Origin of the sequence: Streptomyces sp. 2A115, from assembly GCF_052245575.1 — a bacterium.
Classification (GTDB): Bacteria; Actinomycetota; Actinomycetes; order Streptomycetales; family Streptomycetaceae; genus Streptomyces.
Genome location: NZ_JBQQCG010000038.1, coordinates 17640 through 30973 on the forward strand (window position 1 = coordinate 17640; position 13334 = coordinate 30973).

Here is a 13334-nt window from a genome sequence, read left to right on the forward strand (position 1 = left end):
CCCGGCGTAACCAGGGCCCCGGCGGTTCAGGAGAGTGCGGGTCAGGACCGGCCGGTCAGCTCGTAACCGGCTTCGTCGACGACCTTGGCGATCAGGGCGTCGTCCGGCTCGGCGGCACTGGTGACGGTGACCCGGCCGGTGTCGACGTCGACGTCGACCTTGGCCACGCCGTCCAGCCCACCGATCGCCGAGGTGACCGTGGCCTTGCAGTGGCCGCAGGTCATCCCGGAGACGGTGTAGGCGGTGATGACGCCCTCGGTGGCCGTTGCCTGGCCGGTGGTGCCGGTCGAGCAGTTGCCGTCCGCGGAGCAGCAAGACGAAGACATGGGTCCTCCTGTGTGGGTGGAATAGGGGCCCGACATAGGGGCCGGGGGTATCCGTGCCGGATCCCTGTATACCCCCAAGGGGTATCGTACGCAAGGGGCGCAGCGGCCTTGACATCATACCCCCTAGGGGTATGGTCGAACGAAATGAGAGAGCCTCGTACCCAAGCCGAAGGCCCAGCCCTTAACGGAGATGACCATGCACACCGGAGTGAAGATCACCGCGTTCGCCGCCGCGCTGGCCGCAACTTTCGGCACCGCCTATGGCGTCGGCCAGGGCATCGATCCCGTCGTCGCGGAGAGCGAAGGCTCAGCGAGCAGCCACAGCGAGGCATCGCCGACACTGGAGGGAGGCGGAGCCCGTGCGGGGAACGAACGGCTCCCGGCCGGCGGGCTGCAGATCTCCGAGAGCGGTTACACCCTCGACCTCGAGACTCCCCGCATCGAGGCCGAGGAGCGCACCGAACTGCGCTTCGCCATCCGGGACGGCAAGGGTCGCGCCGTGACCTCGTACGAGCGCGAGCACGACAAGGAACTCCACCTCATCCTGGCCTCGCGCGACCTGGTCACCTACCGCCACCTGCACCCCGCCCGCGCCGCCGACGGAACCTGGAGCATCCCGGTCGACCTGCCCCGGGCAGGCGACTACCGCGTGTTCGCCGACTTCACCCCGGCGAAGGAAGGCGCGGAGAACCTCACCCTCGGAGCCGACCTGGCCGCTTCGGGCCCGTACGAGCCGAAGGACCTGCCGGCGCCGAGCGCCAGTGCCAAGGTCGACGGCTACGAGGTCAACCTGGACGGCGGACTGCGTCCCGGGACGGAGAGCGAGCTGAAGCTCAACGTCTCCCGGAACGGCAAGCCCGTCACCGACCTCCAGCCCTACCTCGGCGCCTACGGTCACCTGGTCGCCCTGCGCTCCGGCGACCTCGCCTACCTCCACGTCCACCCCAATGGTGAGCCCGGCGACGGAACGACCGAGCCCGGCCCGGATGTCTCGTTCTCGGCCACCGCACCCAGCGTCGGCACCTACCGCCTCTTCCTCGACTTCAAGCACCAGGGCGTGGTCCGGACCGCCGCGTTCACCGTCCAGGCCGGAGCCGCGGCGGAGGCGACGGACGGCGGCGCCGAGCAGGACGAGGCCGTGGAAGAAGGCTCGGACGGCCACGGGCACTGAGGGAGCGAGGTGAACCACCATGCGGGCGACTGAGTCGACTCGACTCGATGCGACGTTGGGACCCCGGCGACGGACCGCCGTTCTCGCGGTGATGTGCCTTGCGCTCGCCGTCGTCGTGGGCATGCTCGCGTCGCTGCTGGTGGCAGTGCCGGACATCGCGCGGGATCTCGGGGCGAGCGAGTCCGACCTGCAATGGATCATGAATGCGTACGGGGTGACGTTCGCCGGCCTGCTGCTGCCGGGCGGAGCCCTGGGGGACCGGTACGGACGCAAAGGGGTGCTGCTGGCCGGGCTGGTCCTGTTCGGCGCGGCCTCGGGTGCCGTGGTGTTCGTCGACGACGTGAACGTCGTCATCGCGCTGCGGGCAGTCGCCGGCGCGGGCGCGGCGCTCGTCATGCCGATGACACTGTCGATCATCACCAACGTCTTCCCGCCACAGGAGCGCGGCCGGGCCGTCGGCGTGTGGTCCGGCATCAGCTTCGGCTCCGCCCTGCTCGCCGTGCTCCTCGCGGGCGGACTGCTGGAGGCCTTCTCGTGGCGGTCGGTGTTCTGGGTGAACACCGGGCTCGCGGCCGCCGCCTTCGTCGCCGCCGCGCTCATCGCTCCCACGTCGAAGGATCCGCATGCCGCCGCGCTGGACATCGGCGGCGCCGTGCTGTCCGTCGTGGGCATCGGAGCCCTCGTGTACGGGATCGTCGAGGGCCCGGAAGCCGGCTGGGGCGATCCGGCGGTGGTGACCGGCTTCGTCGTCGGGGTCGTCGGCCTTCTTGCCTTCGTCGCCTGGGAGTTGAGGGCCGAGCGGCCGCTGCTCGACGTACGGGTGTTCCGGCTGCGCGGCGTGTCGGCGGGGTCCCTGGTCATCACGGCCGAATCGCTGGCGATGTTCGGGTTCTTCTTCCTGCTCCTGCAGCACCTCCAGGAGATCCTGGGCTACTCGCCGTTCCGCGCCGGGGCCGCGCTGGTCCCCATGGCGATCGCCGCGATGGTGGTCTCGCCCGCCGCCCCACCGCTGGCGCATCGGTACGGGATGCGCCCGGTCATCGGCCTGGGCATGGCGATGATCGCGACCGGACTCGGCATGATGGCCGGGTTCACCGACGGGGCGGACTACTGGCCCGTGCTGGCGAGCACGGCCCTCCTCGGTGCGGGCATCGCCTTCGCCGCCACTCCGGCCACCGACGCGATCGTGGCGGCCCTGCCACCTGCCAAGCAGGGCGTCGCCTCGGCGCTCAACGACCTGACCCGTGAACTCGGGGGAGTGCTGGGCATCGCGGTCCTGGGCAGCGTGTTCAACAGCGTCTACCGCACCGAAACCGGGGAAGCGACCCGGGACCTGCCCGGCGAGGCGGCCGACGCGGCCCGCGATTCCCTCGCGGCCGCGCTGCGCGTCGCGCAGCAGCTCGACGGCCGCCCGGGCGCCACCCTGGCCGACGCGGCCCGCGACGCCTTCGGCTCCGGCCTGAACGCCGCGCTGCTCATAGGCATGGCCGTGGTGATCGTGGGAGGCGCCGTGGCGGTCGCCCTGCTGCCTGCCCGATCGGCGGCGCCGGGCGAAGAGACTGGCCCCAAAGCCGAGAAGACGTAGCGGAGTTGGCGTCCGCCACCCTCCCGCCACTGATGACGGCCGCCTGAAGGCGGCGGACGACCTGGTCAGTCCGGAGCGTCCTTCGTGCCGCAGCAGTCCGCAATCCCGGAAGGGCGTCGGCCTGCCTGAAGACACTCCGTATTGACAGAGACACTGTGTATCGATAAAGCTGGCGGGCGTCCTGAAGGTCCGACGGTGATCCGGCACGCCGTACGCGGCGGGGCCGCGTGCCCAGGGGTGTCGACCTGGGAGAACCCCCAGAAGGGAAACGCCATGCCGATCGCGGAAGCTCGCGTCGAGACCGAACGGGCGAGCCGCTACCTCGTCCAACTCTGCCGTCATGCGCAGCAGATGAGGCGCCGCCACTTTCGGCCACGCGCCCACGCCGGCGGTGGTACGCATACGCCGCCCGAGGTGCATCACGTCGAATGGTCCGACACCCACGGGACCGTCCGCCTGAGCTTGGGCCAGTGGACCTTGCGGGCCACCCCGGACGCGCTGGTACTGCGCGCCGACGCGGCCAACGAGGAGGACCTGCGACGGATGCGGAGCCTCGTCGCCGCCCGTGTCGAGAAGATCGGCAGGCGCGATGACCTGACGGTGGTCTGGCAACGGACCGAAGCGCCCAGCGCTCACTCCGGCACGGACGACCGGACGGACGGCCCGCACCCACCCGTCCCGGAGGAGTCGGGGCACGCCGGCGCCGGCACACGCAGGCGGACCCTCAAGGCGGTTGGCGCAGTCGCGGCGTTGATCGTCGCCGCGCACCTGGTTCTCGGCGGCTCCGTGCTGGCCGCTTCGCAGTGGCTGGGCTGGGGCACCGGAGCCATCGGCCTCGCGGTCGTCCTCGTGAAGGTCATCGGAGTGGGCGGCTTCGCGGCCCGCCACCGCCACAGGCGTGCACGGTGAACCAGGCGCGACGGCCCGCGCGGTGAACCAGCGCGAAGGCCGGCATGGTGAACCAGCGCGACGGAGGGACGCACGGTCATACGGGCAGAGCCTGCGGCTCCGGCAGCTCAGCGGTCAGGGTGGTGCTGCGCGCGGTGGCCGTCGTGCTCGTGAGCTGCCGTCGGTTTCCGGTCGACCAGTGCCTGGGACGGGGCACGCAGCCCGGCCAGAGTGACGGTGACGAGGCGGGCGACCGCCGCCTCGGAGCGCAGGGCGCCGGCGGCTGTGAGGGCGTGGAGACAGAAGGTGGCGAGTTCGTCGGGCGCGACGTCGTCACGGAAGTCGCCGGCCCGCGCGCCCTCGGCCAGCAGGTCCCGGACCATGTCGTGCAGCTGCTGCTGTGCCCGGACGACCCGCTCGTCCCGGTGCAGGAAGGCCGAGAGTTCGGTGCCGTGATGCTTCTGCGTCTGCCGGGAGATGGCAGCGAAGGCCTCAAGAACCGCGGTGAGCCGTTCACCCGCGTCCTCGGTCCGGTCCCGGACTTCCGCGAGGTGTCCCAGGTGCTCGGTGATCTGTCGGTCGTGCCAGGCGAGCAGGATCGACTCGACGTCCGGGAAGTACTTGTACAGGGTGGCCCGGCCGATACCGGCCTTCTCGGCGATCTGCGACATCGTCACCGACCGCACTCCGTGCTCGGCCGCCAGCTCCGCAGTGGTGTTCACGACCGCGTCGCGCACCGCACGACGGTGCGCCTCGATCGTCTCGTTCCACAGTTTGGGCACCGGCTCAGTGTATGTGGCGGCGGTTTCGACACACCCTGGCCGATGACGTGTACGCCAATGGACGCCATGTATCGCGAACTGCTGGACGGACGAGGGTCGCGACCCGCCGGTGAACAAGACGGTGCCCGCCCTCAGGGCGCGGTCACGGCTTGGCCTGTCGTCCCACGTTCCGCAGGGCCTTGCGCAGGGCGGCGACCTCGTCCTCCGACATGTTCTCGACGAAGTGGACCAGCGCCGCCGGCCGGTCCTTGCTGGCCCCGAGACCGTCCTCCATGAGCGCGGCGGAATACGCCTCACGGCTGCGGACCGGGGTGTAGAGCCAGGCCCTGCCCTGCTTGCCGCGCAGCAACCAGCCTTTGGAGTACAGGATGTTGGTCACCGTCATCACCGTGGTGTACGCGACGGGGCGGACCTTGTTGATGTCGTCGACGACCTCGCGCACCGTCGCAGGGCGCTTCCACGTCCAGAGGCGGTCCATGATCTCCGCCTCGAGGTCCCCCAGCCGTCGCATGGCCCTGACTCCCTTTCGTCGCCGAGTGCGCAGGGCCATAGTAGATCGCCGGCCAGGTCGGACTTCCCGGGCGGAGGCGGAGGGTTACATCCGCCCGGTCAGTTCGTAGCCGGCCTCGTCGACGGCGGCGCGCACCTGCGCGTCGTCGAGCGGGGTGCTGGAGGCCACGGTGACGCGTCCCGTGGAGACGTCCACCTGGACGTCGACGACGGTTTCGAGCGCCGAGACCTCTTCCTTCACCGCGCTCTCGCAGTGGCCGCAGGTCATGCCGGACACGTGGTACTCGGTCTTCACTGGGTCGGACACCGTTCCTCCTCGGAGATCCTGCATACCCCAGGCGGGTATCGCGTCTTGCGTCTCCGTGTCTACTCCGGTGAGGCCCGGGATGCAAGGGCCGGTGATCGAGAGGCGAAGGGGGTGGACGAAGCTGGAGGGAAGCAAGTCCCTTGAAAGGAAAGCGATATGACGAGTGGTCTGCCGCGCAGGGCAGTGCTGGGCGGGTTCATCGGCGGTCTGGCCCTGGCCTCCGGCGCGGCCGGGGCGACCACCGCGTCCGCGCGGGCGGCGCGGCGGGAGCCGTACGTTCCGCTGACAGTGGGCGGCGGGGGCGGCCCGGCCGGCACGGACCGGGTGCATGTGCTCAAGGTCGGGCCCGACACCGCGCACACGGTACTGCTGCTGGTCCCGGGCATGTTCGGAGCCGCCAACGACTTCCGGCTGCTCGCCCGGGACCTGGTCGAGGCCGTGCCGGGGGTGCAGGTGTGGGCGTTCGACCGGCGCGAGGAGAACCTGGCCGACCGCTCCGGGTTCGCCGGCCCGGACCCGGTCGCGTACTACCTGGACGGTCACTACCGCTCGCATGACCCCAACACCTCCGGGTTCGCCGCCGGTTGGGGCCTGGCCCGCACCCTGGAGGACCTCCGCGTGGTCGTGACGGCCGCCGCCCGAGGTGGCCGGCGCCGGGTGGTGCTCGGCGGCCACTCCTGGGGTGCGACCACTGCGATGACGTACGCCAACTGGGACTTCGACGGCCGCCCCGGGTACCGGGATCTCGCGGGCCTGGTGCTGATCGACGGCGGTGTGGGCGGGGCCTTCGAGGGGACGGGCCAACCGATCCGCAACTCGCCGGAGGAGGTACGGGAGCGGCTGGCGGCCATCGAGGGCGGCGCCGTCTTCGACATGACCCTGAGCGGCGTCGGGCTGGGTGGGCGCGCGGAGAGCACGCAGATCTGGTACCAACTCGCCGGCTGGTACGCACACCGCGACCCCGACGGCCGCTCGGTCCTGCAGCCCCGGCTCCCCGACGCCCTCCGGACGCCGTACCCGGTCACCAACGCCGCCCTGCTGGGCACCCTGGTGGACGCGGGCTTCGGCTGGCCGAACGACATCAGCGTGCACTCGGGACACCTCGCCGACAGCGGCGATGTCCGCGGCTGGGTCGACGGGGGCATCACCCCCCTCAGCCGCGTCGCGACGGCGTACGCGGGCCCGGAACCGGCCGTGTGGGAGTGGTACTGGCCGTCCCGGCTCTCGGTGGACCTCGATGTCGCCGACCCCTACGCCGACACCGAACTGGCCCGCTCGCTCGGCCTGCGGCTGCGGCACACCGAGGAGCTGGACGTCCCGCTCTACGCCCTCCAGACGAGCTACGCCCAGGGCACGATCGTCACTGCGGCCCGCCAGGTCGTCGCCAACTCCCGTATCCCGTACGCGGCTTACGAGACCGACAACGGCATGAACCACCTCGACCCGCTCTTCGCCGCCGCGCCGCACAACACCCTGACGCGCACCCTCACCCCCTTCCTCGCCGGACTGAGGTGAACGCGCGGGAGCCTGCCGCCGCCGGTGGCAGGCTCCCCGGCCGGGTCGTCCGTTCAGGAGGCGAGGCCCGGAAGCCCAGGAGGCCCGGAACCCCAGGAGGCCCGGAAGCCCAGGAGGTCTGGAACCTCAGGAGGTCCGGAAGCTCAGGAGGTCCGGAAGCTCAGGAGTTCCGGACTGGGCGCGCGAGCCAGTCGTACGCCGCCCGTGCCGTGAACTCGGCCTGCCCGCCCCGCACGAGCAGCCCCGCCGTGGCGAACGACGGGTCGTCGGCCTGTGCCGTGACATACGGAACGGCGATGCAGCGCATGCCGGCCGCGTGGGCCGCCGCCGCGCCCGGAGCGGCGTCCTCGAGGACCACGCAGTCCGCAGGGACCGCCGCGAGCCGGCGCGCGGCTTCCACGAAGACGTCGGGAGCGGGCTTGCCGTGGGCGACCTCGTCCGCCGAGACGAACGTCCGCAGATAGGTGTCCAGTCCTGTCCCCGCCAGGATCGCCTCGATGGCCTCGCGCGAGGAACCCGAGGCCACGGCCATCGGGACGTCTTCCCCGGCCAGCAGCTCCACGAACTTCCGCATCTCCGGGAAGACACGGGTGGACGCGCGGGCCAGCGCCAGATAGCGCCGGTTCTTGTCCGCGAGGAGCACGTCGAGCGGGGCGTCGAGGGCGTACCGCTCCTTCCAGAGCGCCACCGTCTCCCGTGTGCTGATGCCGACGTACCGCTCGTGGTCGGCCCACGTGAAGTCCGTGACGCCCTGCCCGGCGAGTGTCTGTCGTCCTGCCTCGTAGTAGTTCGGCTCGCTGTCCACGAGCGTTCCGTCGAGATCGAAGATGACCGAAATGCTGCCGAGAGTGCTCATGGGTCCAGGATGCCAATGATCAATTCCGGGCCGCTCGGCCGATCGACTCGACCAGCGGCAGCACCCGCTGTGCCACACGCTCGCGCAGTGCCACCTCGGTACGGGTGCGGACGACGCCCGGCAGGCTGATCAGCGACTGGATCACGTCTTCCAGATGCCCGTTGTCCCGCGCGACGACCCGCGTCAGCAGATCTCCTCCGCCGGTGATCGAGAACGCCTCGATGATCTCCGGCACGGCGGCCAGCGCGTCACCCACGTCGTCGAGATTCCCCTGGGTGACCTCGATGTGCACGAACGCGAGCACGGGGTGGCCGAGCGCGGCGGGGGAGAGCGACGGGCCCGTACCGGTGATCACGCCGTCCCGCTCCAGCCGGTCGAGCCGGGCCTGCAGCGTGCCGCGGGCGACACCTAGGATCCGGGCGTACTCGCGCGCGCTGGTGCGCGGCTGTTCCAGGAGCAGTCGCAGGATGCGGGTGTCGAGCTTGTCCACGGCCATGGTCCGTTGGCCTCCCTGTGGTATCGGCTGATCGCACCTGACAGTACCAATGGACCAGTCGATCCCGAGCCTGTTGAGCCACTGTCCTTCTGCTGCTTATCTTGACGGTATTCATGGCGCCGCGAAGCGCCGGACGGCAAGGAAGCCGGCTCCGGACCCGCGGCGCCATTCCCATGCCCTGAAGGTGCGTCCTGAAGGTGGGGTCGACGCGAAGTGGGGGTGCCGACGGTGAAGAAGATGTTCATGGCTCCGGATCCGGGCCTGGTACGGATGCGGGTCTCGCTGCGGGCCGTGCTCGGCATCGGTCTCGCCGTGACCGCGTCGGAGCTCGCCGGACTCTCGCTGCCCGCCTCGATCACGGGCGGGCTCGCCGCGCTCCTCGCGCTGTTCACGGTCGGCGACCCGACCGTGCGCGGCCAAGCGGCCACCACCGCCCTGCTGCCCGTCGTCGGCTTCCCGGTCCTGGCCCTGGCGACCACGCTGCACGCGGTGCCGACCGTGCGCGACGCGATCTGGCTCGCCGTGATCTTCTGCGGCGTGTACGCCCGCCGCTGGGGACCGCGCGGGCACGCGCTCGGCATCTTCGCGTTCATGACCTTCTTCATCACGCAGTTCCTGCACGCCGTACCGGCTGAACTCCCGCAGCTGTACGCCGCGATGGCGCTGTCGCTGGCCGCGTCCTCGGTGGTGCGTTTCGGCGCGTGGTGCATCGAGCGGCGCACTCCGCCGCCGGCCGCGCCCGCCGCGCCGACCGGCCGCGGCCTGTCCCGGCCGACCACCCGGCAGGCCTTCCAGGCGACGGCCGCCTGCGCCTTCGCCATGGCCGCGGGCCAGTTCCTGTCGCACGAGCGCTGGTACTGGGCCGTCGGCACCGCCTGGTGGATCTTCGTCAACACGTCCTCGCGCGGCGAGACCCTCGTACGCGGCTTCCGGCGCGTGGTCGGCACGGTCACCGGAATCGTCGCAGGCCTGCTGATCGCCGTACCGCTGGAGGGCGCCCCCGCGCCCACGGCGGCGATCGTGGCCGTCTGCGTCTGGGGGATCTTCTACACCGCGGCGCTCTCGTACAGCTGGATGATGTTCTTCGTCACCGTCATGGCGGGCCTGCTGTACGGCCTGCTCGGCGTGCTGCACCCGGGCCTGCTGGGGCTGCGCCTGGCGGAGACCGGCGCCGGCGCGCTCGGTGCCGCGCTCGCCGTCGCGCTGGTCCTGCCGGTCACCACGCACGCCGTCACCGACCGCTGGGTGGGCCAGGCCGTACGCGCCGTGCACGGCTGCACGGGGGCGGCGGGCCGGCGCCTTGCCGGTGACCCCGGTGCCGATCCCGCGCCGCAGGCCGCGGAGTTGGAGGTGCTGCTCGGCCGGGTCCGGTTCGCGCTCGCGCCCCTCGTGCACCCCCTCAACCCGCTGCGGGCCCGCAAGGCCCGGGCCCGCCAGGTGCTCGCGCTCCTCGACGACTGCGCCCGGGAGGCACGCGGACTCGCGGCCGTCGCCGCCGATCCGGACGCCTCGCACGACGCCCGCCTCACCGCCGCCTGCGGGCGCGTCGAGGCGGCGGTAGAGGTCCTGGTCGGCGCGGTGCCGGAACGCGCCGTGACGGCGGGTACGGGCGTTTCTGGCCACCACTCCGGGGCCGAGGCCCACCACCCCGGGACCGAGCAGGCCCTCGCCCACCTCCACGGCCTGGAACGGGCACTCGCCGCGCTGGCCACGCCCCTGCGCCGGTCCTCGGCCGTGGGCGCCTGAACCCTCGCCGTACGCCGACCAGTTGGACATCCCGCCCGTGAATGAGGCAGTTTCACCGGCCACGTAGAGGGTGGATCAGGCCACCGGGCGGGTAATCCCGCGGCAATCAGCCGCACAACACCCGCGGGCCGTGCGGGCGCGGTCCGCGGGCGGAGCCGCCTGGGGGTGCGCCATGCTGCATGTCCCGCACGTCCCGCGCAGAACCGGACAACGCGTCACTGAGGGCGGGAGCGTGGGGTTTCCGTCGCCAAGGGCGGAGAGGGCGGAGAGGGCGGAGCGGGCGGGTGGCGCGGCTGCGTGGCCGGGTCGGCTTCCGGCCGATGGTTGTCCCCGTGACGTAGGGAACGAACTAGGGGACGTGGATGACGTACACCACGGCCTTCCGGCATCGACCGAGCCGCACGGCCTCTTCCTCGCCGCCGCCGAGTTCATCGCCCTCCGCCACACAGAGGAACGGCTCGGGGACCCGGCCCGCCGGATCGCCGCCGCGCACGCGGAGATCGCGGACTCGGGAACGTACCGGCACACGACGGGAGAACTACCTATCCCGGGCAGTGCCACGCCGGTCTTCACCGGACGTACGAGGCCGTGGAGCGGCATCCCGCCTACGTGCACTGTCCGGAGGCGCGCGCCCGGGCATGCGGGGAGGAGGTCCCTGTCTGAGGAAGCTGAGGAGGCTGATGAGACTTGAGGGTCTGAGGAGTCGGGTGAAAGGCCCTCGTCTGGTCTAGGCCTATGACTGCTACCGTCGCCCCGAACAGCGTGACACCGAGAGGGGACCGCAGTGACAGAGGGCGACGGGCGGCAGCGGCGGGCGTACATCGGCTCGTTCACGGCGGCGGGAGGCCTCGGCGTCCTCACCGCGGCCGTGGACGAGGAAAGCGGTGCCCTGACGGTGCTCGGCGCCGTGGACGGAGTCGCCGACCCCTCGTATCTCGCGCTGTCGCCCGGCGGGGACATGCTCTACGCGGTGAGCGAGACGACTGAGGGCGCGGTAGCCGCGTACCGGCTGAAGGGCGACACACCCTCCCTGAGCGGTCCGTTGGTGCCGGTCGGCGCCAGCGGGCCCACGCACCTGAGCCTCTTCGACGGGCACCTCCTGACCGCCAACTACGGCTCCGGCAGCGTCACCGCCGTGCCCGTCCGCCACGACGGGAGCCTCGCCGCCGCCTCAGGTGTGCTGCGGCACGTGGGATCCGGCCCGCACGGGCAGCGCCAGCAGGGCCCGCACGCCCACCAGGTACAGCCCGATCCGAGCCGCCGGTGGGCCGTGAGCGTCGACCTCGGTACCGACTCGGTGCGGGTGTGCGCGTTGCGCGCCGGCGCGCTCGTACTGCACCGCGAGATCGCCCTGCGGCCCGGCTCGGGGCCGCGGCATCTCGTGTTCCACCCGGACGGCCGGCGCGCGTACGTCCTCAACGAGCTCGCGCCGACCGTCACCGCCTGCCGCTGGGACGCCGCCGAAGGCGTACTCCGGCCGGTCGGGGAGACATCCGTGCTGCCGGACCTCCCCGACGGCGACGCCTACCCGTCCGGCATCGTCGTGTCGCCCGACGGCCGCTTCGTGTGGACCGCCACGCGCGGCCAGGACGTCCTCTCCGTGCTGGTGCCCGACGCGGCCGGCACCTCCGGCGAGGGGCAGGGGCTGCGGCTGGTGGCGACGGTGCCGTGCGGCGGCACCTGGCCCAGGGCACTCGCCCTCGACCCGACGGGCCGCTTCCTGTACGTGGCGAACGAGCGCTCCGGAGACGTCGCGTGGTTCGCGGTGGATCCGGCCACAGGAGTGCCGCGCAGGGGCGGGTCCGTCAAGGCGCCCGCGGCTTCCTGCGTGGTACTCGACTGAGCGCTCCGCTGGAAGAACGGTGACCCGCGGGCCGGTGGGGGCTGGTCGCGCCCCGCGGTGGAGCCGCATATGTCACAGCCCCGCGCCCCTTACGGCCCGCGGGCCGGCACAGGCCCGGAAGCCTGCGCCGAAACCCCGAAGGGCCCGGCTCCTGACACAGGAGCGGGCCCTTCGGGGGTCTTGCTGGCGCGGCAGCGGCCTTCCGGTTGCCCAGCCTTCCGGCTCGTCCGGTCAGCGGACCGGCGCGCCCTGCGGCTGCTGCGGCGCGATGCCCAGCGCCGTCGTGTACTTCGCGAGCGCGAGCTTGCCGATCGCCGGGTACGGGCCGAGCGCCTCGGCGGCGGAACAGCCCGCCTCCTTCGCGGCGGCGTCGAGCAGTCCCGCGTCGAGTTCGGGGCCGATCAGATACGGGGCGAGCGCCAGCTGCTGGGAGCCCGAGTTGCGCAGCTGCTCGGCGGTGGCCGCGATCGCGCCCTCGTCGTCGAGCGCCGCCGCCATCACCGGCACGGCGAGCCGCGCGGCGAGCAGCATGCCGGTGATCCCGGCCGCCTGCACGGCCTCGTCACCGCCCACGGAGGCCAGGATGATGCCGTCCGCGGCGGTCGCCACGGTGAACAGCCGGGCGCGGTCGGCACGCGCCAGACCGGCCTCCGACAGGCGCACGTGCAGCGCCTCGGCGAGCAGCGGGTGCGGGCCCAGCACATCGGTCAGGTCGGCCGCGACGCGGCTGTCCATCACGGCCTGGCGGACCCGGCGCAGCAGTGCGTTGTCCGGACCGGCGAGCAGCGGCACGACCACGGCGACGGGGCCGTCCGGCTCCGCCGCGTCCACACCGGCGGCGCGGGCCTGCTCGAAGCGCGCGACGCGCTCCTCGGCGGCGTGCGCGAGCACGGCCCGGAGCGTGGGGAACTCCGAATCGTCCCCGTCGAGGTACCCGATCCGGGCGTCGAGGCCGGGCAGCTCGGAGCGCGCGATGCTCACGACCTCCTCGGCGAGGCTGCGGACGGCGGCGCTGGGCGTGCCCGGCACCGCGAGGACGAACGCGGGCGCGCCCTCGGGAGCCGCCAGCGGTTCCGGACGGCGGTGCCGCCCGGGCTGGCGGGGTCGCGGCATTCGTACTGGCAGGCCGGACGCGGGCCCAGTGGGGGAGCTCATGGCGCCGCATGTTACTGGTTTCCTGGGCTCCCCTGTTCGGGGAGGGTGCAGGTGAGCGGTATCCGTCCGGTTTTGTCTGATGAGTTACGTACAGATTGATCTCACTTGTTATAGGTGGATCAAGGCGATCGGTCCGATGACCGGCTTCGAGGAT

General features: G+C 72.0%; 14 protein-coding genes. 6 read left to right on the top strand and 8 right to left on the bottom strand.

What is annotated here, in order from left to right; translation table 11 throughout:
• Window positions 1-41: 41 nt before the first annotated feature.
• A complete protein-coding gene (locus tag ACTWQR_RS29050) occupies window positions 42-326 on the bottom strand; it encodes a heavy-metal-associated domain-containing protein (RefSeq protein ID WP_443230148.1) in 285 nt (94 codons plus the stop codon).
• Window positions 327-522: 196 nt separating this feature from the next.
• Between ACTWQR_RS29050 and ACTWQR_RS29055 the strand changes: the two genes are divergently transcribed.
• The 3 genes from ACTWQR_RS29055 (at window position 523) to ACTWQR_RS29065 (ending at window position 3991) form a co-directional block, all read left to right on the top strand.
• Window positions 523-1497: a hypothetical protein gene (locus tag ACTWQR_RS29055; RefSeq protein WP_443230149.1), complete on the top strand. Its 975-nt coding sequence runs from the start codon at window positions 523-525 to the stop codon at window positions 1495-1497.
• A gap of 19 nt (window positions 1498-1516) precedes the next feature.
• Window positions 1517-3082 carry a DHA2 family efflux MFS transporter permease subunit gene (locus ACTWQR_RS29060; protein WP_443230150.1) on the top strand — a complete coding sequence of 522 codons (1566 nt, stop codon included), beginning with the start codon at window positions 1517-1519 and terminating at the stop codon, window positions 3080-3082.
• Window positions 3083-3355: 273 nt separating this feature from the next.
• A complete protein-coding gene (locus ACTWQR_RS29065; protein WP_443230151.1) occupies window positions 3356-3991 on the top strand; it encodes a DUF2218 domain-containing protein in 636 nt (211 codons plus the stop codon).
• 107 nt (window positions 3992-4098) lie between these two features.
• Here ACTWQR_RS29065 and ACTWQR_RS29070 read toward each other — a convergent pair whose 3' ends face one another.
• The 3 genes from ACTWQR_RS29070 to ACTWQR_RS29080 all read right to left on the bottom strand — a co-directional run bounded on the left by ACTWQR_RS29070 (window position 4099) and on the right by ACTWQR_RS29080 (window position 5569).
• Window positions 4099-4752, bottom strand: a complete 654-nt coding sequence (locus ACTWQR_RS29070; protein WP_443230152.1) for a TetR/AcrR family transcriptional regulator — start codon at window positions 4750-4752, stop codon at window positions 4099-4101.
• Window positions 4753-4894: 142 nt separating this feature from the next.
• Entirely contained in the window at window positions 4895-5263 is a 369-nt protein-coding gene (locus ACTWQR_RS29075; RefSeq protein ID WP_443230153.1) for a BlaI/MecI/CopY family transcriptional regulator, read from the bottom strand.
• A gap of 84 nt (window positions 5264-5347) precedes the next feature.
• Window positions 5348-5569, bottom strand: a complete 222-nt coding sequence (locus ACTWQR_RS29080) for a heavy-metal-associated domain-containing protein (RefSeq protein ID WP_443230154.1) — start codon at window positions 5567-5569, stop codon at window positions 5348-5350.
• A gap of 156 nt (window positions 5570-5725) precedes the next feature.
• Between ACTWQR_RS29080 and ACTWQR_RS29085 the strand changes: the two genes are divergently transcribed.
• Window positions 5726-7084 (top strand): alpha/beta hydrolase, encoded by a 1359-nt coding sequence (locus tag ACTWQR_RS29085; RefSeq protein ID WP_443230155.1) that lies wholly within the window; start codon window positions 5726-5728, stop codon window positions 7082-7084.
• Window positions 7085-7244: 160 nt separating this feature from the next.
• Here the strand turns inward: ACTWQR_RS29085 and ACTWQR_RS29090 are convergent, their stop codons facing one another.
• Together ACTWQR_RS29090 and ACTWQR_RS29095 are read right to left on the bottom strand one after the other, a co-directional pair.
• Entirely contained in the window at window positions 7245-7940 is a 696-nt protein-coding gene (locus ACTWQR_RS29090; protein ID WP_443230156.1) for an HAD family hydrolase, read from the bottom strand.
• A gap of 19 nt (window positions 7941-7959) precedes the next feature.
• Window positions 7960-8436 carry an Lrp/AsnC family transcriptional regulator gene (locus ACTWQR_RS29095; protein ID WP_443230157.1) on the bottom strand — a complete coding sequence of 159 codons (477 nt, stop codon included), beginning with the start codon at window positions 8434-8436 and terminating at the stop codon, window positions 7960-7962.
• Window positions 8437-8673: 237 nt separating this feature from the next.
• Here ACTWQR_RS29095 and ACTWQR_RS29100 point away from each other — a divergent pair, with 237 nt between their 5' ends.
• A complete protein-coding gene (locus tag ACTWQR_RS29100) occupies window positions 8674-10182 on the top strand; it encodes an FUSC family protein (RefSeq protein ID WP_443230234.1) in 1509 nt (502 codons plus the stop codon).
• 349 nt (window positions 10183-10531) lie between these two features.
• On the opposite strand, the gene ACTWQR_RS29105 is transcribed toward ACTWQR_RS29100, so the two are convergent.
• Entirely contained in the window at window positions 10532-10708 is a 177-nt protein-coding gene (locus ACTWQR_RS29105) for a hypothetical protein (protein WP_443230158.1), read from the bottom strand.
• Window positions 10709-10966: 258 nt separating this feature from the next.
• On the opposite strand from ACTWQR_RS29105, the gene ACTWQR_RS29110 reads away from it, so the two are divergent.
• Window positions 10967-12025: a lactonase family protein gene (locus tag ACTWQR_RS29110; protein ID WP_443230159.1), complete on the top strand. Its 1059-nt coding sequence runs from the start codon at window positions 10967-10969 to the stop codon at window positions 12023-12025.
• 231 nt (window positions 12026-12256) lie between these two features.
• On the opposite strand, the gene ACTWQR_RS29115 is transcribed toward ACTWQR_RS29110, so the two are convergent.
• Window positions 12257-13180 (bottom strand): sirohydrochlorin chelatase, encoded by a 924-nt coding sequence (locus ACTWQR_RS29115; protein ID WP_443230160.1) that lies wholly within the window; start codon window positions 13178-13180, stop codon window positions 12257-12259.
• Between the last annotated feature and the right edge of the window lie 154 nt (window positions 13181-13334).

What these genes read in the sequence shown, in the direction of transcription:
- ACTWQR_RS29050 (WP_443230148.1), bottom strand. Translation starts at nt 326, where the DNA reads ATGTCTTCGTCTTGCTGCTCCGCGGACGGCAACTGCTCGACCGGCACC.
- ACTWQR_RS29055 (WP_443230149.1), top strand. Translation starts at nt 523, where the DNA reads ATGCACACCGGAGTGAAGATCACCGCGTTCGCCGCCGCGCTGGCCGCA.
- ACTWQR_RS29060 (WP_443230150.1), top strand. Translation starts at nt 1,517, where the DNA reads ATGCGGGCGACTGAGTCGACTCGACTCGATGCGACGTTGGGACCCCGG.
- ACTWQR_RS29065 (WP_443230151.1), top strand. Translation starts at nt 3,356, where the DNA reads ATGCCGATCGCGGAAGCTCGCGTCGAGACCGAACGGGCGAGCCGCTAC.
- ACTWQR_RS29075 (WP_443230153.1), bottom strand. Translation starts at nt 5,263, where the DNA reads ATGCGACGGCTGGGGGACCTCGAGGCGGAGATCATGGACCGCCTCTGG.
- ACTWQR_RS29085 (WP_443230155.1), top strand. Translation starts at nt 5,726, where the DNA reads ATGACGAGTGGTCTGCCGCGCAGGGCAGTGCTGGGCGGGTTCATCGGC.
- ACTWQR_RS29090 (WP_443230156.1), bottom strand. Translation starts at nt 7,940, where the DNA reads ATGAGCACTCTCGGCAGCATTTCGGTCATCTTCGATCTCGACGGAACG.
- ACTWQR_RS29095 (WP_443230157.1), bottom strand. Translation starts at nt 8,436, where the DNA reads ATGGCCGTGGACAAGCTCGACACCCGCATCCTGCGACTGCTCCTGGAA.
- ACTWQR_RS29100 (WP_443230234.1), top strand. Translation starts at nt 8,674, where the DNA reads ATGTTCATGGCTCCGGATCCGGGCCTGGTACGGATGCGGGTCTCGCTG.
- ACTWQR_RS29115 (WP_443230160.1), bottom strand. Translation starts at nt 13,180, where the DNA reads ATGAGCTCCCCCACTGGGCCCGCGTCCGGCCTGCCAGTACGAATGCCG.